Origin of the sequence: Microbacterium sp. M (assembly GCF_045181065.1) — a bacterium.
Lineage (GTDB): Bacteria > Actinomycetota > Actinomycetes > Actinomycetales > Microbacteriaceae > Microbacterium.
The window spans coordinates 2,164,354-2,188,446 of record NZ_CP173721.1 but is presented as its reverse complement, the minus strand read 5'-3'; the positions used below and the strand labels follow the sequence as shown (position 1 = coordinate 2,188,446).

General features: G+C 66.5%; 24 protein-coding genes. 11 read left to right on the top strand and 13 right to left on the bottom strand.

What is annotated here, in order from left to right; all coding sequences use genetic code 11:
* Positions 1–90 precede the first annotated feature (90 nt).
* Entirely contained in the window at positions 91–702 is a 612-nt protein-coding gene (locus ACI7YT_RS10590; RefSeq protein WP_406245497.1) for a helix-hairpin-helix domain-containing protein, read from the top strand.
* Positions 703–876: 174 nt separating this feature from the next.
* On the opposite strand, the gene ACI7YT_RS10585 is transcribed toward ACI7YT_RS10590, so the two are convergent.
* On the bottom strand, positions 877–2,121 hold the full coding sequence (locus ACI7YT_RS10585) for an MFS transporter (RefSeq protein WP_406245496.1): 1,245 nt from the start codon (positions 2,119–2,121) through the stop codon (positions 877–879).
* Positions 2,122–2,508: 387 nt separating this feature from the next.
* Between ACI7YT_RS10585 and ACI7YT_RS10580 the strand changes: the two genes are divergently transcribed.
* Positions 2,509–3,792 carry an SH3 domain-containing protein gene (locus tag ACI7YT_RS10580; RefSeq protein WP_406245495.1) on the top strand — a complete coding sequence of 428 codons (1,284 nt, stop codon included), beginning with the start codon at positions 2,509–2,511 and terminating at the stop codon, positions 3,790–3,792.
* A gap of 144 nt (positions 3,793–3,936) precedes the next feature.
* Here the strand turns inward: ACI7YT_RS10580 and ACI7YT_RS10575 are convergent, their stop codons facing one another.
* Positions 3,937–4,500: a phosphatase PAP2 family protein gene (locus ACI7YT_RS10575; protein WP_406245494.1), complete on the bottom strand. Its 564-nt coding sequence runs from the start codon at positions 4,498–4,500 to the stop codon at positions 3,937–3,939.
* A gap of 242 nt (positions 4,501–4,742) precedes the next feature.
* Here ACI7YT_RS10575 and ACI7YT_RS10570 point away from each other — a divergent pair, with 242 nt between their 5' ends.
* Together ACI7YT_RS10570 and ACI7YT_RS10565 are read left to right on the top strand one after the other, a co-directional pair.
* Positions 4,743–5,138, top strand: coding sequence for a hypothetical protein (locus ACI7YT_RS10570; RefSeq protein WP_406245493.1), 396 nt, complete (start codon positions 4,743–4,745; stop codon positions 5,136–5,138).
* A complete protein-coding gene (locus ACI7YT_RS10565) occupies positions 5,131–5,334 on the top strand; it encodes a helix-turn-helix transcriptional regulator (protein ID WP_406245492.1) in 204 nt (67 codons plus the stop codon). The genes ACI7YT_RS10570 and ACI7YT_RS10565 overlap by 8 nt, the downstream gene beginning before the upstream one ends.
* A gap of 256 nt (positions 5,335–5,590) precedes the next feature.
* Here ACI7YT_RS10565 and ACI7YT_RS10560 read toward each other — a convergent pair whose 3' ends face one another.
* Positions 5,591–6,097 (bottom strand): hypothetical protein, encoded by a 507-nt coding sequence (locus tag ACI7YT_RS10560; protein WP_406245491.1) that lies wholly within the window; start codon positions 6,095–6,097, stop codon positions 5,591–5,593.
* 99 nt (positions 6,098–6,196) lie between these two features.
* On the opposite strand from ACI7YT_RS10560, the gene ACI7YT_RS10555 reads away from it, so the two are divergent.
* Entirely contained in the window at positions 6,197–6,418 is a 222-nt protein-coding gene (locus ACI7YT_RS10555; RefSeq protein WP_406245490.1) for a DUF2283 domain-containing protein, read from the top strand.
* Positions 6,419–6,568: 150 nt separating this feature from the next.
* Here the strand turns inward: ACI7YT_RS10555 and ACI7YT_RS10550 are convergent, their stop codons facing one another.
* Complete coding sequence (locus tag ACI7YT_RS10550; RefSeq protein WP_406245489.1) at positions 6,569–7,096, bottom strand: GntR family transcriptional regulator; 528 nt, start codon at positions 7,094–7,096, stop codon at positions 6,569–6,571.
* A gap of 26 nt (positions 7,097–7,122) precedes the next feature.
* Here ACI7YT_RS10550 and ACI7YT_RS10545 point away from each other — a divergent pair, with 26 nt between their 5' ends.
* Positions 7,123–7,773, top strand: a complete 651-nt coding sequence (locus ACI7YT_RS10545; RefSeq protein ID WP_406245488.1) for a class I SAM-dependent methyltransferase — start codon at positions 7,123–7,125, stop codon at positions 7,771–7,773.
* A 31-nt stretch (positions 7,774–7,804) separates the two neighbouring features.
* Here the strand turns inward: ACI7YT_RS10545 and ACI7YT_RS10540 are convergent, their stop codons facing one another.
* On the bottom strand, positions 7,805–8,491 hold the full coding sequence (locus tag ACI7YT_RS10540) for a GntR family transcriptional regulator (protein ID WP_406245487.1): 687 nt from the start codon (positions 8,489–8,491) through the stop codon (positions 7,805–7,807).
* Between the two features lie 306 nt (positions 8,492–8,797).
* On the opposite strand from ACI7YT_RS10540, the gene ACI7YT_RS10535 reads away from it, so the two are divergent.
* Positions 8,798–9,085 carry a hypothetical protein gene (locus ACI7YT_RS10535; RefSeq protein WP_406245486.1) on the top strand — a complete coding sequence of 96 codons (288 nt, stop codon included), beginning with the start codon at positions 8,798–8,800 and terminating at the stop codon, positions 9,083–9,085.
* Between the two features lie 194 nt (positions 9,086–9,279).
* Here the strand turns inward: ACI7YT_RS10535 and ACI7YT_RS10530 are convergent, their stop codons facing one another.
* Positions 9,280–9,729: a multiprotein-bridging factor 1 family protein gene (locus tag ACI7YT_RS10530; RefSeq protein WP_406245485.1), complete on the bottom strand. Its 450-nt coding sequence runs from the start codon at positions 9,727–9,729 to the stop codon at positions 9,280–9,282.
* 46 nt (positions 9,730–9,775) lie between these two features.
* Positions 9,776–9,898, bottom strand: coding sequence for a hypothetical protein (locus ACI7YT_RS10525; protein WP_406245484.1), 123 nt, complete (start codon positions 9,896–9,898; stop codon positions 9,776–9,778).
* A gap of 668 nt (positions 9,899–10,566) precedes the next feature.
* Between ACI7YT_RS10525 and ACI7YT_RS10520 the strand changes: the two genes are divergently transcribed.
* The 3 genes from ACI7YT_RS10520 (at position 10,567) to holA (ending at position 15,766) form a co-directional block, all read left to right on the top strand.
* The gene (locus tag ACI7YT_RS10520; RefSeq protein WP_406245483.1) at positions 10,567–11,574 is read left to right on the top strand and encodes a hypothetical protein; all 1,008 of its coding nucleotides are present in this window, start codon (positions 10,567–10,569) and stop codon (positions 11,572–11,574) included.
* Between the two features lie 819 nt (positions 11,575–12,393).
* Positions 12,394–14,724 (top strand): ComEC/Rec2 family competence protein, encoded by a 2,331-nt coding sequence (locus ACI7YT_RS10515; RefSeq protein WP_406245482.1) that lies wholly within the window; start codon positions 12,394–12,396, stop codon positions 14,722–14,724.
* 10 nt (positions 14,725–14,734) lie between these two features.
* Positions 14,735–15,766 (top strand): DNA polymerase III subunit delta, encoded by a 1,032-nt coding sequence (holA, locus tag ACI7YT_RS10510; protein WP_406245481.1) that lies wholly within the window; start codon positions 14,735–14,737, stop codon positions 15,764–15,766.
* Between the two features lie 92 nt (positions 15,767–15,858).
* Here the strand turns inward: holA and rpsT are convergent, their stop codons facing one another.
* Positions 15,859–16,119: a 30S ribosomal protein S20 gene (rpsT, locus tag ACI7YT_RS10505; RefSeq protein ID WP_406245480.1), complete on the bottom strand. Its 261-nt coding sequence runs from the start codon at positions 16,117–16,119 to the stop codon at positions 15,859–15,861.
* Positions 16,120–16,318: 199 nt separating this feature from the next.
* Here rpsT and ACI7YT_RS10500 point away from each other — a divergent pair, with 199 nt between their 5' ends.
* The gene (locus ACI7YT_RS10500; RefSeq protein ID WP_406245479.1) at positions 16,319–17,584 is read left to right on the top strand and encodes an MFS transporter; all 1,266 of its coding nucleotides are present in this window, start codon (positions 16,319–16,321) and stop codon (positions 17,582–17,584) included.
* Here ACI7YT_RS10500 and ACI7YT_RS10495 read toward each other — a convergent pair.
* The 5 genes from ACI7YT_RS10495 to ACI7YT_RS10475 all read right to left on the bottom strand — a co-directional run bounded on the left by ACI7YT_RS10495 (position 17,523) and on the right by ACI7YT_RS10475 (position 24,055).
* Positions 17,523–18,257 (bottom strand): alpha/beta fold hydrolase, encoded by a 735-nt coding sequence (locus ACI7YT_RS10495; RefSeq protein WP_406245478.1) that lies wholly within the window; start codon positions 18,255–18,257, stop codon positions 17,523–17,525. The genes ACI7YT_RS10500 and ACI7YT_RS10495 overlap by 62 nt on opposite strands.
* 89 nt (positions 18,258–18,346) lie before the next feature.
* Entirely contained in the window at positions 18,347–20,065 is a 1,719-nt protein-coding gene (locus tag ACI7YT_RS10490; RefSeq protein WP_406245477.1) for an ABC transporter family substrate-binding protein, read from the bottom strand.
* 161 nt (positions 20,066–20,226) lie between these two features.
* Positions 20,227–22,158: a dipeptide ABC transporter ATP-binding protein gene (locus ACI7YT_RS10485; protein ID WP_406245476.1), complete on the bottom strand. Its 1,932-nt coding sequence runs from the start codon at positions 22,156–22,158 to the stop codon at positions 20,227–20,229.
* Positions 22,155–23,072: an ABC transporter permease gene (locus ACI7YT_RS10480; RefSeq protein WP_406245475.1), complete on the bottom strand. Its 918-nt coding sequence runs from the start codon at positions 23,070–23,072 to the stop codon at positions 22,155–22,157. Before ACI7YT_RS10480 ends, ACI7YT_RS10485 begins: the two co-directional genes overlap by 4 nt.
* Complete coding sequence (locus ACI7YT_RS10475; protein ID WP_406245474.1) at positions 23,072–24,055, bottom strand: ABC transporter permease; 984 nt, start codon at positions 24,053–24,055, stop codon at positions 23,072–23,074. Before ACI7YT_RS10475 ends, ACI7YT_RS10480 begins: the two co-directional genes overlap by 1 nt.
* Positions 24,056–24,093: the final 38 nt, after the last annotated feature.

The following is a 24,093-nucleotide window of genomic DNA, read 5'->3' as shown; positions in this document are numbered from 1 at the left end:
GCACTGCACCGATCCCGGCATCTCCGTCGTTCTCCACGGATGCCGGGATCGCTGCATCCGGGCCGCCGCATGCGTACGTAATGTGGCGGAGTGCCAGCCGATCCCGAGACGTCAGAGGCCCGCCAGCGGGCACGTCTGAAGCTCGGCGTGGGCGCCGCCGTCGTGCTCGGGCTGGTCGTGCTGTCCGGTGCCGTCGGTCTCGGCATCCTCAGGGGTCAAGCGTCGCCCTCTCAGGTGATCGACACGTCGGATGCCGGGTCTGCGACGGTCGCTCCGGCAGAGGTGTACGTGCACGTGCTCGGGCAGGTGGCACACCCGGGCCTGTATGTGCTGGAGCAAGGGACGCGCGTCGCCGATGCGCTGGCTGCGGCGGGTGGCACACTCGACGACGCCGACCTTCAGGCCGTGAACCTGGCACGGTTGCTGTCGGACGGCGAACAGATCGTCGTGCCGCAGGTCGGAGCGGCTCCCGCTCCAGGGTCGTCTGCCGCAGCCGACCCGAGCGCAGACGGCGTGATCGATCTCAACTCGGCCGACCAGACGGCGCTGGAGACGCTGCCGCGGATCGGACCCGCCCTCGCGGAGCGGATCATCCAGTGGCGCGATGACAACGGCCGATTCGCCTCCGTGGACGACCTGCTCGCGGTGCCCGGGATCGGGGAGAAACTGCTCGAGGGGTTGCGGGACAAGGTGCGGGTGTGAGCGGGTGGGCGGATCGGCTGCGCTGGGACGCGTGCGGGTGGGCTCTCGGCTCCAGCCGCTGTCTGAGCGGCTGGCCGAGATCGCGGGGGAGCTGGCCATGAGTCGTGCCTGGGTCGCACTCGGCGCAACTGGTCGACGAGGCTGGACGAGCGCCCGCGCATTCTGACGGCATCGCTATCGCGTCACAGAGGATGCCAGGGCGGGAAGCTCGCGTACCGACGGGAGAGCGGACGTCAGGACGACGACCAGCTGCACGGCGAAGACGATGACCGCCGCTGCGATGCACCAGGACATTCCGACCGTGGCCGCTAGGACGACGCCCAGCCCTGCGCCGATAGGTCGGGCGCCATATGTGGAGACCACGACCAACGACGACACTCGGCCGATCATCGGTGCCGGGGTGACGGCCTGACGGAGCGACGTGGTGGATATGGTCCACAGGACCGGTCCGAGCCCGAAGAGGAAGAACGACGCGAACGCGAAAGCGGATGCAGGTACCCACAGGGTTGTGACCATCAAGGTGGCGGCGATGAACCCGCCGGCCGGCCCGAGCACCGTCACCAGGCCGAACCGCAAGCGCCGTGACAGCGGTCCGGAGAGCGCGGCGCCGATCACCATTCCGCCCCCGTAGGCGCCCAGGGCGATTCCGACCGTGGTCGGTGTCATTCCCAGCCGGCCGAGTGCATAGACGACGAAGACGGATTGGATCAGGAACCAGCCGATGTTGAAGATGGTCGAGGTGACGATCATCGGCCTGAGCAGCCGGTGCCCCATCACGTAGCGGATGCCGTGGGCGACGTCGCTCCAGGCAGAGGCGCGGGTCGAGAATGCGCTTCGGGGGATGTCGAGTCGAATCAGCAGCGCGGCTGCGGCGGCGCAGGCGATGGTGGCGACCACGAGTGCCGTGCTGGCATTGGTCGCCGACACGATGGCGCCGGCGAGGATGGGGCCGGATATGAAGGCGGTGCTCCGTCCGAGTTCCAACCAGCGGTTGGCGTCCATCAGGCGCGCGGATGCCACGAGCCGCGGTACCGAGGAGGGGACGGCGACGCTGACGCCCACGGTGCCGATCGCGCCGACGAATCCGAGGACGAGGAGCGCGCCGAGGGAGAGCGCATCGAGTGCGATCAGCATGACGATGGTGCCCAGCGTGGCCATGCGCAGCAGCTCCGAGGCGAGAAGTACTCGCTGGGGGGACGTGCGATCGATGATGAGTCCGAACGGCAGTGCGAGCACGAGGAACGGCAGCGTCTGGGCGACCTGGAGCAGTGCCGTCTCCGTTGCTCCGGCACCGAGCATCACCACGGCAGCGAGGGGTACGGCGACCAGTGCGATCTGTTCTGCCATCTGGGTGGTCACGCTCGACCACGCGATCCGTGTGAACGCGCGCGGGAGAGGATCGCGTCTGGGTGTGCTCATGCTTCGATTCCACCAGTGACGAGCCCGCAGCTCCGGCGGAAATCAGACGTCGCATCCGCTCGAACCGAGGGATGCGCGCTCGTTCAGGAGCGGCTGACTTCACCGAAAGGCGGGGTAGACGCGGATGCAACGCTTTCACGTGCGCCCGATTCGGGTCCCACGGGACGTCACCATCCACCCCCGGGTCAAGAGATACCCGCAGGGCGTCGACTCGCAGAGCCGGATGCCAAGATCGGGCAGGGGCTGAGCACGAGGTCGACAATTCAAGCGCTCGAATACGAGCGGATACGTCGTTTCTCTTTGTAACTCGCGATGAAACCGACCGCACCGATAATGTCGTGAATGCTGCGCGCCCCCACCGCGCCATCCCGCTTTGACCGGAGAATCATGAGACTCAGATCACGTCATGCACTGACTGTTGCCACCGCGATCGCGCTGGGCGCCACGGGGCTGTCGCCGGCCGCCGCAGTCGCTGTTGTCCCCGTCTCGACTACTCAGAGCGCGGCAGCCACCTCCGGACCTGCGGCGACGACTTTCGTGATGCCGCTCGCGGCGAAGTCGTACGACGTTTCGGCGTGGCAGGGTCCGCGCTGCATGCCGGCGCCCGGCGCCACCACGTCGCACGGCGGCGTCGACCTTGCGACGAAGAACGGTTCGCCGATCTTCGCCGTCGCGGCAGGCGTCGTCACCGCCGCCGTCTCGGGATCCAGCTCGGTCGCCGGGCACATTGACATCCGTCACACTGTCGGCAAGGTCACGTACACGACGAAGTATCTGCACGTCTGGTCGGCGACGACCCACGTGAAGGTCGGCCAGGTCGTGAAGGCCGGGCAGCGGATCAGCTCGGTGGGCACGAGCGGAAACACCACCGGCCCTCACCTGCACCTGGAGCTCTGGGAGAATTCTCCGTCGGGTGGGAGCAAGCAGCTCGATCCGGTTCCGTGGCTGAAGAGCCGCGGCGTCGACCTGGCCGCGCAGGCCACCCGGATCACCGCCAAGACGGCCCCCAGCACCTGCACGTATTACACGACCGGATCGGTGAACCTGCGCGCAGGGGCATCGACCGCAACGGCTGTCGTCGTGAAGCTCGCCGCCGGCACCGCGGTCACCGCAGTGCCGGGCCAGGTCTCCAACTCGTTCCTCCCAGTCAAGGCGGGCTCACGCAGCGGTTGGATCGCGAACTGGCTGCTCACTCCGAAGCGCCCCGCCGTCACCACTCCGAAGCCTCCGACGACGACGCCGGCTCCGGCACCATCCGCGGTCACGTACAAGACCACGGCGGCGTTGAACCTGCGACCCACGGCATCGACGAGCCAGAGGCCGCTGCTGACGATCCCCAAAGGCAAGGACGTCGGTCAGATCCTCGCCTCGAGCGGTTACTGGCGCAAGGTCACGTACGCCGGGAAGACCGGCTGGGTGCACAGCGACTTCCTCACGAAGTCGACCTCGACATCCCCGGCGCCGAAACCGGTCGCACCGAAGCCTGCAACGTACAAGACCACGGCGGCGCTGAACCTGCGGCCCACGGCGTCGACGAGCCAGAGGCCTCTGCTGACGATCCCGAAGGGCAAGAGCGTCGGCCAGATCCTGGCGTCGAACGGTTCCTGGCGCAAGGTGACGTACGCAGGGAAGACCGGCTGGGTGCACAAGGACTTCCTCGCGAAGCAATGACCTCCGACCTCTGCGTCGGGCTTGACGCAGAGGTCAGCTCCTGATCAACCAGATCAGGGCCGCTCAGTGTGAGAGTTGGACACAGAGCACATCGGCATGCCGGGTGAACGCCAGGCACCCCAGGTGCATGAGGGGCTCTGCTCGTCAAGTTGGTCGCGGGGTGCGCTGACCAGATGCGGTTCGCGGTCGCGGGGCGAGCCGGACGAGAGCAATGGTCACCGCCACTCCCAGCAGGGCGCCGAGTGCGACATCGTGAAGGTAGTGCACGCCCTGAGCGACGCGTCCGATCGCGACGAGCATGGCGATCCCCACTGCGGACCACGTGACCCACGTTCTTCCGAGGGCGATCGCGATGACGACGACCGCACCGAACGCCAGAGTTGCGTGATTCGACGGGAGTGACCAGTCGCCGGCCGGAGGGCATTCAGCGGCGATGGGCCAGCGGCTGCAGGGGCGCGGCTGCGCGAAGAGCAGCTTCATGCCTTCGCTCACCTCGTAGGCTGCGACGACACCGCCGGCGCCCGCGACCAGTGCGGTCCGGCGCTCAGGGTGGCGGACCCACGCGTGGACGATGCCTGCGGCCGTCGTCGCAGCGAGGAGCAGCAGGCCGACTTCCGAGGCGAGGTCGACCTTCGGGATGCCTGAGCCGACCGACGCGAACCGCTGCGTTCCGATAACGCTGAAACTGACGTCTCTGATTGCCGGCATAACCAGCACCGCCATCGCGAGAAGCCCAGCAATGACGATGGGAATCAATTGGCGGCGCGACAACAGCGAAGGAGGCATGGCTTCTAGCCTCCCGGTGGTCGGTCGATCGCGCGTCGGGCGTCAGATGGAGCCTCGATCATCCTCTCGATGTAAATCAATCGAGATGTCAGGTGCACTTGACATGTCGACGCACCTATCTAGGATCGAATGTCAGACCGACTTGACATTTGTGAGGGAGCGAAATGACGATCGGGAAGTTCTTTGCGGTGATGGCCGTCATGCTGTTCCTGCTCGTCGCGGGTCTGACGCTCGCGTATCAGTTCGACCTGGATTGGCTGAGGGCTGTGTCGCTCATCGTGCCGATGCTGCTCGGATGCACTGCGGTGATGGTGATCAAGACCCGCGCGCAGCGACAGTCCCGATCGATGGCCGAGGGCAGCGTCGAGCGAGAGATCGATGTCCGAGCGCGTGCGGGCGCGTTCGTCGACGCAATCGTCTTGGCAGCGTTAGCGCTGGCAGCGAGCGCAGCGTTCCCGCAGGTGGCGAGTTGGATCTTCCTGTTCGCACTTCTCGCCGCCATCGCGGTTGCGTACTGGGTGCGCTGGGCGTGGGAGGGACGTCGTGCGGGTGGTGAATAGCCTCCGCGAGGCTCGACGTGCGGCAGGGCTGACGCAGGAGGAGCTCAGTAGTAGATGCGGGGTCTCGCGTCAGACGATCATCGCGGTAGAGCGCGGGGTTCACGTTCCGACGCTGACGCTCGCGTTGCAGCTCGCCGAAGTGCTGGATCGTCCGATCACGAGCTTGTTTGTGCTCGAGCGCGACGCGTCGTTCTGAGTGTCGAAATCGTTTTGCGTCGCGAGCCAAGGTCCGGGATGCTGAGATACCGGTGCGGACGTGGCGGGGGCCACGGACGTCCGGACTCTGGGGAATGAGGCACGGGGTGCCTCAGGCGGGATGTCACGCTCCCAGCGCTCCCTCTGCTCGGGCGGGGCATCCCGCTATCTCTCGGCTGGGTCTGTCGGCTTGATCGTCAGCTCCCGAGTCGTGGACGGTTCGCACGCGTGGCGTCGAGCAGTGCGGTCACGCAGGGTCACCCGTGAATGTCGGAGATGGAAACTGCCTCGGGCTCTTCGACCGACGACCGTTCGGAGAACCAGTCGACCAACTCCTGCGGGCACTCCACGTCCTCCACTGTGATGTCGTAGTCTCCCGGAACACCGGAAAGCTCCACGCATCCGTAGATGCTCGCGTAGAACCCGTCGAGCCCGGCAGGAATGTTGACATTCATGGGATAGAACACACACGCCGTGATCGTCCCGTCGACGCGATCCAAGCAGTACAAGGTGTCTGCGGCCTGCTCCACCGGAAGGTCGTCCAATCCCGACAAGAGTTCGTAGACCGCCACTGTTGTGTAGTCGTCCACCGCCAGGTCGGTCTCATCGGACATCGATGCAACGACGCTCCCCATCGCATCCACGGACACCCCTACGCTGTTGGTCAGCCGATCTTGTGCGATCGCACGGGGATCCACAGCAGCGCACCCAGCGAGCAGCGTCAGCACTGCAACGACGGCCGCCAGCCGCTTGACTCGCTTCATCTGCACTCCGCCCTCTTCTTCGCCAACCATAGGGCCGAGGGCATCGAAGGCCCGCGTAACAACGCTTGACTGTGACGCCCGCGCCGTAGGCTTTCACGCATGCGCACCACGTTCGATGCCGAAGTAGACGCGGCTTACATCTCCCTCGCACCCGAGACAGCGCCGGGCCGCTCTGTCCTCAATGTAGAGGTCGAGAGCACAGGCGGTTCCGTCGTGCTCGACTTCGACTCTGAAGGCGTTCTGCTCGGCGTGGAAGTGCTGGGCGCAACGAAGACTCTGGATCGGGAATTCCTCGATGCTGCTGAGCGGATCGACGAGTAGCGGGTCGTGACTGGAGCGTCCTCAGACCCGGCCCGCAAGGAGAAGTGCTGACGGGCGGCGCGTTGTTTGCTTTGTATGGGCGGCTGCAGTCGTCTGCAAGACGTGCGTGCAAGATGTGAACCGCTGGAGTGCCACCATGCATGATGTCCATCACGAGTCTTGGGTGAAGGATGTCCAGGTCGTGAGTGGCCACTCGCTAGGCCGTGACTCGAGCGCCGAAGGACCCAACAGGGACCGTGCCGTGGCGACGAGATGTGCTCGCACGGCGTAATCAGCATCCGTTACATCAGCAGCCTGAAGTGCGTGCTCGATCGCGTCGTGCTCGGCGAGGATCTCCTCCAGGCGCTGGAGTCGTGGGGTCGTCTGATCGGCTGATGGTGGAGTCGCGTATCGGAGCTGCTGGATCTGCCGATGGACCCATGGGTTTCCGAGTACGTCGAGGATCGCTTCATGCCAGGCGCGATCGGCTCGCAGGAACCCCACCTCGTCGGCAGTTTCGAGCGCTCCGGTCATGTCCTCGAGGAGTTCTTCCAGCCTCTTGATCAGATCCGCTGATCTCGCATTCGTGGCCGCCTTGACGGCTGCGCCCTCGACGATGTAGCGCATCTCGAACAGCGAGGCGATCTCGTCGGCGCTCACACTGCGCACGACGACGCCGCGATTCTTCTCGATCGTCACGAGGTGCAAGTCTGCGAGTCGGAGGATTGCTTCACGGACGGGCCAGTCGCGGTGAACGGGTGCTGGATGCAGGATGCGGGACTGACCGACACGCGCAGGCTCTGATCGAGCTGGGCTGCTCGGTGAGCCTGCTGGATGCATCCGCGGAGCTTCTGGCGATCGCGCGCACGAGGTGCCCCTCAGCTCCGGCGATCTTCGGTGATGTGTGCGGATTCAGTACTGACGCTCCATTCGACGCGATCACGTGTCGCGGCGTCCTCAACGACCTGATCAGCGATCGGGAGCGTGATGATGCGCTGGCGGCGTTCTCGGGCGCGCTTGCTCCCGGGGGAGTGCTGGTTCTGGACGTCCGCGAAGTCGAAGACTCCGCAGCGCGAGCAGACGGGCGAACTCGGTGCGTCGACGTCGAGCTCCCGTCGGGCGAGCAGCTGAGGTTCTCAAGCACCCCGCGCTGGGATTCCGGGCTGATTGAGGTGGCCGAGACCTACGAGCTCAATGGGGTATCGGGGGAGAGCGTCGTGCACGAGTACGCGATCCAGATGCGTCCGTGGACACGAGGCGAGCTTCAGGAGCGGCTGGAACGTGCAGGCTTCGAGAACATCACGATCGGCGAAGGCGTCGGTCGGACCACATCAGATCGACTGCTTGTGGTCGCCCGGACGGGACCGCGAACCTAGCTCGAAGACGCGCGACAGGTCGTGTCCCGATTCAAGCCGCAGCGTTGGGCGCAACCACTCCCACGCCGGCGGCGCCGAGGAGCTGGCACTGCACGCGGAACCAGCGCTCTGCTTCGTCGGCATCCCGAGCCAACAGAGCCATCCGCAGGCGGCGGTAGCCGCCGCGTCGCTGCTCCGGGGTCCCGACATCGAGAGGCGCGTGACGCAGATTGCGCTCGATCACAGGGTTCTCGTTCTGCAGGACTCTCAGCAGATTCGGGTTCCCGGCGTGGCGGATGACGTAGATCACGAAATCTCGCGATCCGGCGACAAGACGTTCAGTGTCGTCGGCGTCGGAGGCTTCGATCATCTGGTCCAGCAGCGCGACGGCGCCATCGAGCTGAGCGTCGGTCATCCGGGTGGTTGCCAGCTGCAGGGCGTTTCCGGCCTGGAGGACGGCGTACTCGAGCGTGCTCGCGGCCATCTCGTCGGTGACTTCGGTCACCTTGGTGTACCGGCTCGCTGACACTTCGAGAAGCCCCGACCAGGTCAGGCGTTGCATGGCTTCGCGGACTGGAGTCCGGGAGATGCCGAGGGCTTCGGCGATCGATTTGTCGTTGACTCTCTCCCCTTGGGGGAGGCGCCCGTCGACGATGGCTGCGCTGAGCTCTGCGTGGACCAGATCACCCAGCGACTGCTGGCTGGTCGTGGACAGGCTCAACAGGTCTTGCAACTGCATGTGTTTCGTTCCCATGTTCTCGGCCCCCGATTGCCGCAGAACTCCCCAGTTCGTGCTTCCCTTCCACCCTATTTCAGGTGCCTGAACGAATCCGGGTGCGTGGGCCGTAGGAACCACTCGACGCGGAGCGCACCACCTGCCATTCTCTGGGTATGGGAACCGACCGCACCGGACGAAAAGAACGGCGCAACCAGATCATCGGTCTGGTGATCTTCGTGGTCGGCGTGCCCCTTGGTGTCTGGGTCATCACGCTGCTGACGTGAGCACTCAGCAGAGATCACTCCAGTTCGAGAGGCCTACAGTCACGTGAAGAACATCACACCCAAGGTCGGCGCGACCATCGCGCTGCTTGCTCTCCTCGGCCTCAGTGTCGTCGGATGCTCGTCGCCCGAGCCGCCCAGCTCGACCGCGAACGAGTCGAGCAACTCTGAAGGGGCAGAGCAGACGCAGGAAGAAGAGCCAGCGCCGGCACCCGAGCCTGAGCCTGTGAGCCTCGAGGGGGAGTGGAAGCAGAACCACTCCAACGGCCCCGAGAACACCTGGCACTCAGTCACCATCACCGGCAACACCATCGAGGTCTACTGGGGCCGGTAACGCCGAGGGAGAGTCGTTCTCGTTCGACTCGGCGAATGACACGACCAAGACCGCGAACGCGATGCTCGCATCCAGCGACCCGACGAAGACCTTCAACTTCGAGAACGACGAGCTCAGCTACGAGGTCACCGCGATGGGCACGACCATGACGGTCCGCCTTAGCCGCGAGTAGTCTCTCGGCCGGTCGTTCTGTACTAGGCCCCCACCTGCCTGTGGCGAGTGGGGGCTAGTCCTGCTTCGCTGAGGCGAAGATCCACGAGCGCTGCGAAGGCAGCATCCCAGGCCTGGTCACCGGTCGGCTCCGGCTCGGCGAGACCGAGGACCCTGCGTACGAGGCCGTGCTCGGAGCGGAGGTTGTCGCTCAGCAGGATGAGCTCGCGAAGAGCGCTGTACTTGTCGCCCGCACGCAGGCACCCGCGGATCGCTGAAGCGATGGTCGCCGCGTCGTCCCGCCGCGTCGGCGCGGAATACAGGCGGTGGCCGGTACCGCTGAGGAAGCGCTCGACGATGCTGAACTCGGCCTCGCGGCCGCCTTCGAATCGCGAGACACGGCCCTGGTCGACATTGGTTCGCTGGGCGAGATCCTTCTGAGTGAGGCCGCGGCTCTTTCGGGCAGCGCGCACGAGCACGGATGCGTTGGTCATGTCACGCTTTCTCAAAACTGTTCTCAGAGCCATATTCTCCGCGGATTCAATACGTTTGGCCCACCATCAGGTCAAGCTGATCGACGCGTTCTCGTTCGACCCGGCCAATGCCGCGATCGAAGACCGCGAACGCGATGCTCGCATCGAGCGATCCGACGAAGACGTTCACCTTCGAGAACGACGAGCTCAGCTACAAGGTCACCGCGATGGGCACGACCATGACGGTGCGTCTTAGCTAGGAGTAGTCGCGATTCGCTCTTCTATCGCAAGAAGCCCCCGCCTGCCATGAGGCGAGTGGTGATTCCGGCTTGCGAGCACCGCCGTCAGGCGTCCCCTCTCGGGCTATTCAGCGTTTGCATCACGCCCGCGGCCCAGAAGACGACGTTCACCATTGCCACGACGACAACGACTGCGGAGACCCACCACTGGGAGCTCATGGTCTCATGAGCGTGGCGAGCAGCACGACCTCGATGGCGAGGAGCAGTCATAGTGCGACGTGCACGGCCCGGATGCGGCGAAGACTCGTCGACAGCAGCGCCCCGGTCGATCAGAGCATCATGCCAGGCAAAAGATCAGATTCGTCATCATCGCTCCCTCACCGCTCATCGGCTCATCACCCTAGTTCGGGACGCAGAACTATCCTCGGTGAGGTCGGTGCCCTCGGTGAACTTGCGGCGACCGGACCCTGCGCTCAGGGCGCGGAAGGTGCAAGCCCAGCCCCGACCGAATTGCGCAGCGCAACGGCCGCTGGCACCGCGGATTGGACACCCGCGTCGGCATGCTATCGGCGCCGCTTCCGTACTCCCGAAGGGGGCAGCGCCCTCTAGGATGGCTCCGATGACCGAGTCCACCACTGACGCGCCGGTGCGAGCGACGTTGGGACGCAGACTCGTCCGCAATCCGGTCCTCTGGGGCGCTCTGTTCCTCGGGGGTGCGATTGCCGCGACTCTCGCGGGTGAAGACCTGAGCTTCTTCCCGTTCATGCTGATGCTGGTCGGCGGGTGGTGCTTGGGGTTCGCGTTCGTCAACGCCACGCTGCGCATGGTGCCGACCCGCAGTGGCGTGATCCTGCACGTTGTCGTCGCCATCGCCCTCGGAGCGGCCATCGTCTTCGTGGGGGAGTCCGGCGCAGACGTGCTCGATTCCGTCCCCGAGCCGGGCCGCGCTGTCGCATTCGTGCTGACGTTCGCAGCGATCCCGGCCGCCGGATGGATCTGGCTCGGGCTGGTCAGCCGCCTCGGCGATGTCTTCGCCCGACAGGACGCCAAGAAGCGCCCGACGCCCATGACGCCGGAGTGGGAGCGCGAAGAGAGTGGAGACGGTTCGGCTGTGCGCTTTGCCGGCATCCCTGTGCGAATGCGCGTTCTCACCGGTGTGCTCGTCGGCATCGTGGTCGTCGTCGGCCTCTTCGTCGCTTCGCTGCTGATCGTCCTCGACGACGTCGCCACGCGCCTGGGGCCGCAGTTGATGATCATCGTCGTTGGCGCTGGGATCGCGATGCCGGTGTACCTGGCTCTGAGGGTAGTGCTGCAACGCCGAACGGTCGAGTGCGTCGTGGCCTTCGGTAATGACGAGATCCGGGTGAAAGCAGGGGAGTCGAGCCACACGATCCCCTTTCGGGACCTCGAACTGCTGCTCTGGCGATCTCGCAGCGACTACGCGCGGATCGAGGTGCGCGGTGACGGCGTTGACCTGTCGCTGATCACCGGGCTCGCGAAACCACCGGCTGGACGAACGGCTGAGCTTCCGGCCCTTCCGCGTCGCGTCTTCCGCCGCCTGGAGCTCGCGGGTATGACCGAGAAACGCTCGCGACGCGATGACGTCATCACGTTCCACCAGCCGTGATCCTCAGCGCCCCATCGCCTGGACCCGGCCCTCATCGCCTGGCTCCGGCAGAGCGCAGGAATGAACTAAGCGAACCAGGGAACCGCGCCCAGCGGTCCAAGAAAGAGCGCTTGTTGATCCGGGCGCAGTTTTCGCGCGTCATCCGCAGCCCGAGCCCGCGGACGCTTCGGACCTTGAGCCCGAAGTGCACGGCGTTCTCGGTGGAGCCGGGGCGCGGCCGGCCCTTTGGCGGAATGATTGCGGTGATGCCCCAGACCTTCCGGGCAAGACGCTTCTGCCAGGGGCGCCACAGGAGCGTGTGTCGGGAGTCGATCAGGCCCGGCAACGACGCATTCGCGTCGGGTCCGATCGTAACGTCGAAGATGCGTGCCGGATCGAACTCGAGGTGCTACCGAGACAACTGACACGCTGACGCAGCGGTTCCGTCGGATCGCGAGGTCGCTGTCTATACCCGAACCACTCGCTCTGCACGGAATCCGATTTCCCTGGAGCTGTCCACGGATGCCGGGATCGTCGTAATGCGGCGGCGACTGAGTGCGTAGCGTGACGGAGTGTCAGCGGAATCCGAGACGCCCCAACCACGTCCAACGTCGCCACAGCGGCTCGCCGTGGCGACGGCAGAGGATTGCATGCCTGGACAGATGGTGGGTTCGGGGCCGAACCGCCGCAAGTCGGGTCGGCTCGTGCCCGATGCGCTGGTCGCAGCCTGCCCAGTTCTTGACCTGACAGCGCTGTCCGGGGACCAGATAGACGGTTGGTTCATGTCGGTGGGCGATCTGCTCGCGGGATCGGAGAGAAGCTGCGGGAAAGGCGACGTGTATGAGCCCGCGTGACTTGCGCCTCCTGCCCGTGGCCGCTGCAGTCTGGGTGGTCGCGCTCACGTGCGCGTTCGTGCCGGCGCTGGGCTGGTGGATGCTGACATGTGCGCTGGTCGTGGGCACGGTGCTGGTCGTGGTGGCGTGGAAGTCGGGCGGGCACGGATGGGTGCCACTTGCGGCTCTCGCCTGCGCCGCCGCCGCGGCGGTCGCGTTGACATGCGCACTCGCTGCGCCGGTGCGTGCAGAAGCGGCGGCGCTCGACGGCCGGATCGTCAGCGTCGAGGCGGGTGTGACTTCCTCGCGCACGATCGGTTCCGACGGGCGCGCATGGTTCGACGCCCAGACCGCGCGGATCGGTTCTGCCGGATCGGAGCGCGCGTTGTCGATTCCGGTGCGCGTCGGAGTGGACGGGTTGGACGGTGCGGCCCTGGGCGCGCGGATCCGGGTGACCGGGCAGGTGATGGCGACTGAACCGTCCGAGCGCGCGGCGCTGGTGGTCTTCGCGACGTCGGCGGAAGTGATCGCGCCGGCCGAAGGCGTGTTCGCGATCGCCGCTGCGACGCGAGTGGAGTTCGTCGCACGCGCCGTGCGTCTCCCCGAACCGGGGGCCGGCCTGCTGCCGGGACTCGCGGTGGGCGACACGACCGCCGTGTCGGCCGAGCTGAACGACGCGATGCTCACCAGCGGACTCTCGCACCTGACCGCGGTCTCCGGCGCGAACTGCGCGATCGTGGTGGGTGCCGCATTCTGGTTCGTCGCGCTCTGCCGCGGCGGCCGGAAGATGCGCGTGTTCGTGGCGCTGGCGACCCTCGCCGCGTTCGTCGTGCTGGTGACGCCGGAACCGAGCGTGATCCGTGCGGCGACGATGTCGGGCCTCGGGATGCTCTCGGTGCTGCTCGGTCGTCCGAGCGCGGGCGTGAGCGTGCTGTGTCTTGCCGTCACCGGCATCCTCGTGGCGGATCCGTGGTTGGCGGCGACGCCGGGATTCGCCCTGTCGGCCGCGGCGACGGGGGCGCTGATCCTCCTCGCACCGCCGCTCGCACGGGGTCTCGAACGCTGGGTTCCGGCTCCGCTCGCGCTGGGCCTTGCTGTGCCTATCGCCGCGCAGCTGGTGTGCGGCCCGATCATCGCGCTGTTCGCCGAGCAGCAGTCCCTGATCGGCATCGTCGCGAACATGCTCGCCGCTCCCGCCGCGCCGATCGCGACGGTCGTCGGGCTGCTCGCGTGCCTCGCAGCACCGGTTGCGCCCGTCGCCGACCTTCTTGCGGCTTCCGCCTGGCTGCCGGCCGCATGGATCGCGACGACCGCGACGACGACGGCTGCGATGCCAGGGGCGCAGCTGCTCGTCGTCCCCGGCATCCTCACGGCGGCCATCGTCCTTGTGGTGAGTGCGTCCTGCGCGGTGCTGCTGTGCCGCAACCGCGCGGACACGGCGACCTCGCCGGGACTTCGACGCGCCGCCAGCGCCGTGCTCGTGGTCGGGGTCGCGTTGGGGGCAGCGCGCATCCTGCTGGACGGCCCGCTCGCCGTCGTGGCCGTACCCGCCGACTGGTCGATCGCCGCGTGCGATGTCGGGCAGGGTGACGGCCTCGTCGTGCGTTCCGATGCGCGGATCGCGGTGATCGACACAGGGCCGGAACCCGAGGTGCTGACTCACTGCCTGTCGTCGCTCGGCGTCGACAGGATCGACCTGCTCGTGCTCACGCATTTCGACCTCGACCACGCGGGTGGCGCATCCGCGCTGGTCGGCCACGTCGGCACGCTGCTGCACGGGCCGGTGGGGGAGGCGGAGGACGAACGCCTGATCGCTTCGTTCGCGGCGGGCGGCGCGGCGACGGTCGAAGCATCCGCCGGTCAGCGCGGAACCCTCGGCACCGCGGACTGGCGGGTGCTCTGGCCGCGCGCGCGCCAGGCGGCATTCCCCGCGGGCAATGACGCGAGTGTCGTCATCGAGATCGAGGGCACTGACGTGCCTCGGTCGATCTTCCTCGGCGACCTGTCGGCGACCCCGCAACGTCTGCTCGCGGCATCCGGAGCGCTCAGGCCGCCGTACGAGGTGGTCAAGGTCGCGCATCACGGGAGTGCGGACCAGGATGCCGGGCTGTACTCTGCTCTGAGCCCGGCGGTCGCCCTCTTCAGCGCCGGCGCAGACAACGGCTACGGGCACCCGCGCGACGAGACCCTGGACCTCGTCGCGGCGACCGGAGCGACCTCGCTGCGCACCGACCTGCAGGGCCGTGTCCTGGTGGGCCGGCGCGAGGGCGAACTCGTCGTCTGGACGGAGCGCTCGGACGACGCGGACGCACCGTCCGAGGTCGGCGGCCCCGGGTAGGCTGGCATCTATGGCAGCCGCTCGCACCCCCGCACGCAAAGCGGCGGCGAAGATCGCACAGGTATCCTGGCGCGAGCCGCGTCCCGCGCCCCTCGTGCTCGTCTCCGGGCCCGAGGAGGTGTGTGCGGAGCGGGCCATCGCCGGCATCCGCGAATACCTCCGCGCCGAGGATCCGGCGCTCGAGGTCAGCGACATCCGCGCCGATGACTACGCCGCAGGGACCCTGCTCGCCGTCACATCGCCTTCACTGTTCGGCGAACCGCGCCTGGTGCGTGTCTCCGGTGTCGAGAAGTGCTCGGATGCTTTCCTGAACGAGGCGGTGTCGTACCTCGAGAACCCTCAGGACGGCGCGACCGTGGTCCTGCGTCACACCGGTGCGAGCGTCCGTGGCAAGAAGCTCCTCGACGCGCTGCGTGGCGGCTCAGGCGGCGGAATCGAGATCGCGTGCCCGGCGGTCAAGCGCGACAGCGACCGATTCGATTTCGCCGCGGGGGAGTTCAAGGCCGCGAACAAGCGCATTCAGCCGCAGGCGCTGCGCGCCCTGGTGTCCGCATTCGCCGATGATCTCACCGAGCTCGCCGCCGCGTGCCAGCAACTGATCAACGACGTCCAGGGCGACATCACCGAGGACATCGTCACGAAGTACTACGGCGGTCGCGTCGAGGTCTCCGCGTTCGTGGTGGCCGACACAGCGATCGCGGGGCGCTATGGCGAGGCTCTGGTGTCGCTCCGGCACGCCCTCGCCTCCGGAGCCGATCCTGTTCCGATGGTCGCCGCGTTCGCGATGAAGCTGCGCACGATGGCGAAGGTCGCCGGCATCCGCGGGTCGAGCCGCGAGATCGCGACCAGGCTGGGCATGAAGGACTGGCAGATCGACCGAGCGCGCCGCGACCTGGCCGGGTGGAACGAGCGATCGCTCGGGCTCGCGATCCAGGCGACCGCGCGAGCGGATGCCGAGGTGAAGGGTGCGGCGCGCGATCCGATCTTCGCGCTCGAGCGCATGGTGACGGTCATCGCGACGCGCACCCCGTTCGGCGAGTAGGGCTCGGGGCGGACGTCCGCCGGGTACGACGAAGGCCCGCACCGCGAACGGGACGGGCCTTTCGAAGAATCAGCTCAGCGAGCGGATGCAGCTCAGAGAGCGGCGACCTGCTTGGCGATCGAGGACTTGCGGTTCGCCGCCTGGTTCTCGTGGATGACGCCCTTGCTGACGGCCTTGTCGAGCTTCTTGGTCGCCTTCTTCAGCGCTGCCTCGGCAGCAGCCTTGTCACCGGCGGCGATGGCCGCACGGGTCTGACGGACGACGGTCTTGAGCTCGGACTTGACAGCCTTGTTGCGGGCCGTCGCCTTCTCGTTGGTCTTGATGCGCTTGATCTGCGACTTGATGTTTGCCACGCGTAGAAGCTTTCGTTCAGAGATGGGATTGGGAATGCCGGGAGCAGTAGAGGGGCTGCTGTCCGACGGTCGTGAGGGGTTCACCCACACGCAAGCCAAGAACCAATGCTACCAGGTTTGCCGCGAACCGCCGTGCGCGGCTGGCGCTCGGCGCTGTGGATACGGCAAGCTGAGCGCAGCCGAGCCGAAGGAGCCGCCGATGCCGCATGCGTCTGCCACGCGAACGGCCAGGGTCGGCCGCGGCTGGATGATCGTCTTCGCCATCGCGTGGCTCGCGGTGTGGACCGTGCAGCTCACACCCGTTCAACTGCTGCTTCCCCTCCAATTGGACACGCAGGGCGGAGGGGGCGAATGGATCGGTGGCGTCGTCTGGGCAGGACTCATCCTGTCCGTCGGCGGTCTCGCGGGCGTCGTCGCAGGGCCGGTGGCGGGGACGCTGTCCGACCGGACGCTCTCGCGGTGGGGACGACGACGGCCATGGATACTCGGCGGATCGGTGCTCACCGCGGCATCCCTCGTCCTGACAGGTGCCGGAACCGAGCCGATCGCAGTCGGCACGGCCTGGATCGGCGTCTCGACGGGCATCGCGGTCGTGTCGGCGGCCCTGACGGCGCTGATCGCCGATCAGGTCGAGAAGCAGCGCGGTACGGCATCCGCCCTGGTGAGCTCCGCGCAGGCGGTCGGGATCGTCGTCGGGGTCGGCGCGGTCGTCCTGCTCGGACTCGGCATCGCCGAGAGCTATCTCGTGCTGGCGGGTTTCATCCTCGTCGTCGGGTGCGTTGCGGCGGCGCTGCTCCCGGACCCGCCGGCCGTGAGGCGACCTCTCGGCGTCGAGGCAGCGGCTCGCGACCGCTGGGGCGCGCTGCGGGATCACGACTTCATCTGGCTCCTCTTCAGCCGGCTCGCCGTCAACATCGGCAACGCGCTCGGGACGGCGCTGCTGCTGTTCTACCTGCTCTACGGAGTCGGATCCTCGGCGGACACGGCGGAGGACGACCTGCTCGTCCTCATCGTGATCTACACGGTGTTCGTCGTGGCGGCATCGCTGGTGGCAGGCACGATCTCAGACCGCACGGGTCGCCGGCGGACGCTGGTGATCGCCTCCGCGCTGGTGCAGGCGCTATCGGCGGTGCTGATCCTGGTGTCGCCGACGTTCGTGGGAACGGCTATCGCGGCGGCCGTCATGGGCGTCGGCTACGGCGGTTATATGTCGGTGAGCCTCGCCCTGGCGACCGATCTGCTGCCGGATGGCAGGGACAACGCCAGGGATCTCGGCGTCGTGAACGTCTCCGCCAGCCTGGGGCAGCTGCTCGGCCCACTGATCGGCGCCGGCCTGGTCGCCGCAGTCGGAGGATTCTGGCTGCTGTTCCTGGCGGCCGGGGTGCTGTCCGTGACCGGAGCGATCATGACGACGGCTGTGCGTCCCGTTCGAGAGTCGCGACGGCCAGATCCAGCAACGCGTTGAAGACCCGCGGCCGCATCGCGGTGACCAGGTGCGTCGTCCTGGGTACGACGATGAGCTCGGAGTGCGGCGTCAGCTGCCGGAAGAACCGCTCGTGGATGCGCAGCTGGTCGAATTGGCCGTTGATCCACCACACCGGGATCCGGATGCGGGGGAGCGCGGTCTCGAGATCCAGATCGCCGAGACTGGTCAGCGCGTCACCCTGTGTGTCGAACGCGTATCCGCCGGCCTCGAAGTCCGCACGGGTGTCCTCGGGAAGCGTCGCAGCCAGCATGCGCCTGGTGAGCCACAGTCCTCGATCGGGCAGCGCATCGAACTGCTGCGTGAGAAAGCGATACGTCGACAGGGGGACGCCGCGTGGGAACGTCGTGCAGGCGGCGCCGATGAGTCCTGCGAGGGGCGGAGCGTCCTTCTGCCCGGCGTACGCCACAGAGAGCAGGCCTCCCATCGACTGGCCGACGAGCAGTACAGGCGCGTGGGCCGCGGCATCCCGTACGGCGCGGTCGATCGTCGCCGACGCCTCGGTCAGCGTGAACGGCTCGTGCATACGCGAGCCGTGTCCGGGGAGATCCACGGCCACGGCGCCGACGCCGCGCGCCGCGAGATGGTCGAGCTGGCTGCGCCACATGGTCCGTGACGTTCGGATGCCGTGGACGAGGACGACGCGAGGCTTCACGAGCCTCAGCATAGAGAACAGACCCGCCGCCGCACGCGAAAGCGGGGCCGGTGGATCAACCACCGGCCCCGCCTCAGGAGTGCGAGAAGTTACTCCTTCTCGTAGCCCACGTTCTCGACCGGCGTGATGCCGAACAGGTCGAGGCCGACGTACGGCTCAGGCGTGAGGTTCGCCAGGCCGGCCTTGACGGTCCAGATCTCCGGGCCGTTCAGGACGGGGATGATGCCCCAGGTCTCCGAGAAGATCTGAGCTTCCATCTCCATGGCCTTCTTCGTCTGCTCCACCGGGTCGGAGATCGTCTCCAGCTCCTCGTGGATCATCTTGTCGATCTCCGGGGTGCCGGTGCCCGACAGGTTCAGGCCGCTGTCCGAGCAGTACAGCTGGCAGAACCAGGCGGCACCGAACGGGTCGGACGACGTGAAGTTGAGGAAGAAGATGTCACCGTTCTGCGTGTTGTAGTCCTCGGCGAACTCCGCGGACGGACGCTGATCGATCTCGACCTCGACGCCGACGGCTTCGAGCTGCGACTGCACCGCGAGCGAACGCGCGCGGGCGGTCTCGGTGTCGGAGTGGACCGGGAAGACGAGCGACAGGCGCTGGCCGTCCTTCTCGCGGATGCCGTCCTCACCGGGAACCCAGCCGGCCTCGTCGAGGAGCTTGTTGGCACCTTCGGTGTCACCGTCCTTGCGGCCGGCCTCCTCGAGAGCGTTGCTGTAGTCCGGCTGGAACGAGAACAGCGTCAGCGAGCCGGCGGGCTCCTCGGTGTAGTTGAGACCGTTGAAGACGATCTCCTTGATCTGCTCGATGTTGATCGCCTCGAAGACCGCCTTGCGGACCTCGAGCTCGGAGAGCACCGGGTTCGTGGCGTTCAGCGTGAAGATCGCGTTCGCGGTCGCCTGACCGCTGTAGGTCTCGACGCCATCGAGGTCCTCGACCTGAGCCAGCAGCTCGGCGCTGCCGGTCTCGGCCATGTCGACCTCGCCGTTGCGCAGCGCGTTGACGGCAGCGGTCGGCTCCATCTGGATGAAGGTGACCTTGTCGAGCAGCGGCTCGTCGCCCCACCACTTCGGGTTCGGCGCGAGCGTGACGACGCCACCGGTCTTGTCGTAGTCCTCGACCGTGTAGGGACCTGCGCCCCACTCGGGGTGCCAGTCACCGAGGAACGCGGTGTTGAAGAGCTCCGGCGTGTTGACGGCCGGGTGCAGCAGCTGGGAGAAGACCATCTCGGGCCAGGCGAACTCGCCCTTGAACGTGACGATGACGTCGTGGTCGTTCTCGCCGGCCTCGACGGACTCGATTTCCTTCCAGCCGTCGGTGGCGTTCGGCAGGTACTCCGGGTTCTCACCGTTCTGGGCCGTCCAAGTGGCCTGGAAGGCGGTGACGTCGATCGGAGTGCCGTCGTTCCAGACGGCCTTCTCGTTGACCTTGAAGTGCAGGACGGTCTTGCCGTCCTCGACACCGAAGGAGTAGTCGTCGAGGTACGCGGGGTTCGGCTTGACCGTGCCGTCCGGGTCCATCAGCAGCACCTGCGGGCGGAACCAGGTTCCGACCTGCGTGACGCGAGCGTCGCCATCGCTGTGGAAGTAATTCAGCTGCTCCGCGATGTTGGAGATGGGGATGCGCAGCTCGCCACCGGCCTCGAGGTTCTCGCGGGGCTGGGGGTTGTAGTCGGCGCCTTCGACGGTCTGAGGGCCTTCGCCCTCGCCTTCGTTGCCGCCGCCGTTGGTCGCTGGTGCACATGCGCTCATGGCGAGTGCGAGGGCGCCACCGAGAGCGGCGATGCCCATCAGCTTCTGATGCCGTTTCATGGTACTCCTTAGTGCCTGTCGGCCTTACTTGGGATAGGGGCAGACTATTCCGCCCCTGGCGAGCGGATCGCATTGCGTGCCGATTCGTTATCGGACTGTGCAGAAAGCGTCACAAGACTGTTTCACACGCGTCATCGATCGGTGCGGAATACGTCCACAGGTCAGCCGGCGATGACCGCCGTCGCGTCGAATCCTTCGACCGGAAGGATGATCCGCTCGCGGGTCCGCTCGATGTCCGGGTCCGGAATCGGGATGGCGGAGAGCAGTGCCTTCGTGTACGGATGCTGCGGGTTGTCGAACACCTGATCGACATCGCCGTGCTCGACGAACGACCCGCGGTACATCACTGCCACACGGTCGGCGATGTGCCGGATGACCGCGAGGTCGTGGGCGACGAACAGGTACGACAGGCCGAGCTTGGACTTGAGCTCATCGAGCAGGTTGATCACACCGGCCTGGATCGACACGTCGAGCGCCGAAACGGGCTCGTCGAGCACCACGACCTTGGGGTTCGTGGAGAGGGCGCGGGCGATGCCGATACGCTGCCGCTGGCCTCCGGAGAACGCCGTCGGGAACCGGTCGCTGTGCGCCGGGTCGAGTCCGACCAGCGCCATGAGCTCTTCGACGCGGTCGAAGACCTCGTCCTTGTGCATCCCGATCGCGAACATCGGCTCGGCGATGATGTCCCAGACCGTCATGCGCGGGTCGAGGGCGCCCATCGGGTCCTGGAACACGATCTGCAGGTCACGGCGGAGCTTGCGCTCGTCGGCGCGCGACTTGATGTCTGCGACGCTCTTGCCCGCGATGCGGATGTCGCCGTCCTCCTGCTTGACGAGGTCCATGATCTGCAGCAGCGTCGTGGTCTTGCCGCTGCCCGATTCGCCGACGATCGCGAGGGTCTCGCCCTCGCGCACATCGAAGCTGAGGCCCTTGACGGCGTGAACTTCGCCGACCTTGCGCTTGAACAGCGAACCCTTCATCAGGGGGAACGTCTTGTTGAGGTTGACCGCCTCGAGCATGATCGGACGCTCTTCGCGCGGCGTCTGGACGAGCGCGCTCTCGGGGATCTCGGGGACGGGGAACACCGGCATCCCGCCGATCGTGCCGTCGTCGTCGATGTCGTCGGCCCTGATGCAGGCGACATCGTGGTCATCGCCACCGGCAGTGTGGATCGGCCGCAGCGCCGGCTCGCCGTCACGGCAGGCATCGATCGCGATCGGGCAGCGGTCCGCGAACGGGCACGCATCCGGCAGGTTGATCAGCAGCGGCGGGTTGCCCTTGATCGGGATCAGCGGCACCTTCTCGGCCTTGTCGACGCGGGGGATCGCGCCCAGCAGACCGATCGAGTACGGCATCCGAGTGCGGTAGAACAGCTCGCGCACGGCGGCGTGCTCGACGGGCTTGCCCGCGTACATCACCAGGACGTCATCGGCGGTCTTCGCGACCACGCCCATGTCGTGCGTGATCATGATCATCGCCGCGCCGGTCTCATCCTGCGCCTTGCCCATGAGCTCGAGGATCTGCGCCTGGATGGTCACGTCCAGAGCCGTGGTCGGCTCGTCCGCGATGATCAGCTTCGGGTTGTTCGCCATCGCGATCGCGATGACGACGCGCTGACGCATTCCCCCCGAAAACTCGTGCGGGAACGACTTCATCCGGCGCTCCGGCTCGGGGATGCCGACGAGCGAGAGCAACTCGACCGAACGTGCCCACGCCTCCTTCTTCGACAGGCTGCGATGGACCGTGAGCGCCTCGATCAGCTGGTCGCCGATCGTGAACACCGGGGTGAGCGAGGTCAGCGGGTCCTGGAAGACCATCGCCATGCCGTTGCCGCGGATCACCGAGAGCTGCTTGTCGGTCTTGCCGATGAGCTCCTGACCGTCGTAGACGATCGAGCCGGTGACCTTCGCGTTGTCGTCGAGCAGGCCCATGATGGCGAGCGACGTGACCGACTTGCCTGATCCGGACTCGCCGACGATGCCGAGCGTCTTGCCGGACTCCAGGTCGAAGGAGACGCCGCGGACAGCATCCACGCGTCCTGCCTCCGAGGGGAAGCTAACCTTGAGATCGCGGACGGACAGAACTGTACTCATGCGCGACCTCCAGCCGCCGAAGTCGGATCGAGGGCATCACGCAGTCCGTCGGCGATGAGTGCCATCGAGACGGTCAGCAGCGTCAGGGCGATGGCCGGGAAGTAGAACAGCCACGGCGCGCTGACGAGCGTGCTCGAGCCGTAGCCGATCAGCGCGCCGAGCGAGACGTCGGGGAGCTTCACGCCGAACCCGAGGAAGGACAGCGCCGTCTCGGTCAGCACAGCGGAAACGACTCCGAGCGTGAAGTTGATCACCAGCAGCGAGCCGATGTTCGGCAGCATGTGCCGGGTCACGATCTTGAAACCAGGCAGGCCGGCGTAGCGCGCGGCGTGGATGTACTCGCGCTCGCGCAGCGAGAGCGAGAGCGTCCAGATGATGCGCGCCGGCATGAACCAGCCGACGATGAACACCATGACCAGCGAGATGACGATCCAGTTGCCGCCCGCGTCGTTGGAGATCATCGCGAGGATCAGGAAGTTCGGGATCACCATCATGAAGTGGATGACCGCCAGCATGATGCGCTCGTACGAGCCGCGGAAGTAGGCGGCCGTCGCACCGACGATGGCCGAGACGGCGGTGGTGCCGAACGCGACCACCACGGCGATCATCATCGAGCGCTGGAGACCGGTGGCGACCTGCGCGAAGTTGTCGTTTCCTGAGCCGTTCGTGCCGAACCAGTGCTCGGCGGACGGCGCCTGCCGCAGTGCCAGGAAGTCCAGATCGGCCGGGCTGTACGGCGAGATGAGCGGACCAACGATCGCGAACAGGACGAGCAGGATGAGGATCACGACGCCGAGCATTGCTCCGCGGTTGCGCATGAAGCGACGCGTGTACAGCTTCATGAGCGACGTGCGCTTGCGCGTCTTCAGCTTGTTCTCGATCTCCGCGGAGACTTCGATTGCTTCGAGGGACATCAGCTCACCCGCACTCTCGGATCGAGGACGACAACGGTGATGTCGGCGAGGATGGCGCCGATCGCCGTCATGAGGGCACCGAACGCGGCGACCGCGACGACGCCATGAATGTCATTGCCGTTCAGGGTCTGGATGAAGTAGCGGCCCATGCCGTTCCAGTTGAAGATCGTCTCGGTCAGGACCGCGCCGGTGAACACGGCAGGGATCGTGAACGCGACCTGCGTCGTGACAGGGATCAGCGACGTGCGCAGCGCGTGCTTGCGGATGGCCTGCTGCTTCGTCAGGCCCTTCGCGCGGGCGGTGCGGACGTAGTCGGCCTTGATGTTGTCCAGCAGGAGCGAGCGCTGCAGGAAGTGGATCGACGCGTAGCCGGTGATGACGAGACCCAAAGTGGGAAGCGTCAGGTGCTGGAGCACATCGATGAGCACGGGGAAGAAGCCCTCGACGCCAGGGCTGGAAGAACCGACCACGTAGAAGACGGTCGTGCCGACGGCGTTGTTGAAGTTGATCGCCAGGAGCACGAGCGCGAAGCCGGCGACCACCGTCGGGATGTTCATCGTGATGATGCTGGTGCCCTGACCGATGCGGTCGGCGAGCTTGTACTGCCGGGAAGCCGTGTAGACGCCGAGCGCGATGCCGAGGATCGTCGTGATGATCGTCGCACCGAGCACGAGCTCCGCGCTGATCCAGATCCGGTAGGCGACCTGCTCGTTCACCGATTCGCCGGTCGGGCCCATGCCCCAGTCCCAGCGGAAGATGATGCCGGAGAGCCACGTCCACCACCGCTCGAGCAGCGGTACGGATTCGCTGAGGTTCCGCGGGACGAGCAGAACATCGATCTGCTCCTGCGAGAGCGGGGGTCGCCGTCCGACGTAATTGTTCTCAGGATCGAGGAAGTTCCAGGCCAGGAAATAAGTGATGTTCGTCGCGATGACGATCATCAGCACCCACCCCAGGAGGCGGCGCACGAGATACTTGATCAAGGTGATGAGTCTTTCTCTATACAGACGCGCGCGGGATC

Coding starts and splice junctions, on each gene's coding strand:
- ACI7YT_RS10585 (WP_406245496.1), bottom strand. CDS start 2,121: ATGAGCACACCCAGACGCGATCCTCTCCCGCGCGCGTTCACACGGATC.
- ACI7YT_RS10580 (WP_406245495.1), top strand. CDS start 2,509: ATGAGACTCAGATCACGTCATGCACTGACTGTTGCCACCGCGATCGCG.
- ACI7YT_RS10575 (WP_406245494.1), bottom strand. CDS start 4,500: ATGCCGGCAATCAGAGACGTCAGTTTCAGCGTTATCGGAACGCAGCGG.
- ACI7YT_RS10570 (WP_406245493.1), top strand. CDS start 4,743: ATGACGATCGGGAAGTTCTTTGCGGTGATGGCCGTCATGCTGTTCCTG.
- ACI7YT_RS10560 (WP_406245491.1), bottom strand. CDS start 6,097: ATGAAGCGAGTCAAGCGGCTGGCGGCCGTCGTTGCAGTGCTGACGCTG.
- ACI7YT_RS10555 (WP_406245490.1), top strand. CDS start 6,197: ATGCGCACCACGTTCGATGCCGAAGTAGACGCGGCTTACATCTCCCTC.
- ACI7YT_RS10540 (WP_406245487.1), bottom strand. CDS start 8,491: ATGCAGTTGCAAGACCTGTTGAGCCTGTCCACGACCAGCCAGCAGTCG.
- ACI7YT_RS10530 (WP_406245485.1), bottom strand. CDS start 9,729: ATGACCAACGCATCCGTGCTCGTGCGCGCTGCCCGAAAGAGCCGCGGC.
- ACI7YT_RS10520 (WP_406245483.1), top strand. CDS start 10,567: ATGACCGAGTCCACCACTGACGCGCCGGTGCGAGCGACGTTGGGACGC.
- ACI7YT_RS10515 (WP_406245482.1), top strand. CDS start 12,394: ATGAGCCCGCGTGACTTGCGCCTCCTGCCCGTGGCCGCTGCAGTCTGG.
- holA (WP_406245481.1), top strand. CDS start 14,735: ATGGCAGCCGCTCGCACCCCCGCACGCAAAGCGGCGGCGAAGATCGCA.
- ACI7YT_RS10500 (WP_406245479.1), top strand. CDS start 16,319: ATGCCGCATGCGTCTGCCACGCGAACGGCCAGGGTCGGCCGCGGCTGG.
- ACI7YT_RS10490 (WP_406245477.1), bottom strand. CDS start 20,065: ATGAAACGGCATCAGAAGCTGATGGGCATCGCCGCTCTCGGTGGCGCC.
- ACI7YT_RS10485 (WP_406245476.1), bottom strand. CDS start 22,158: ATGAGTACAGTTCTGTCCGTCCGCGATCTCAAGGTTAGCTTCCCCTCG.
- ACI7YT_RS10480 (WP_406245475.1), bottom strand. CDS start 23,072: ATGTCCCTCGAAGCAATCGAAGTCTCCGCGGAGATCGAGAACAAGCTG.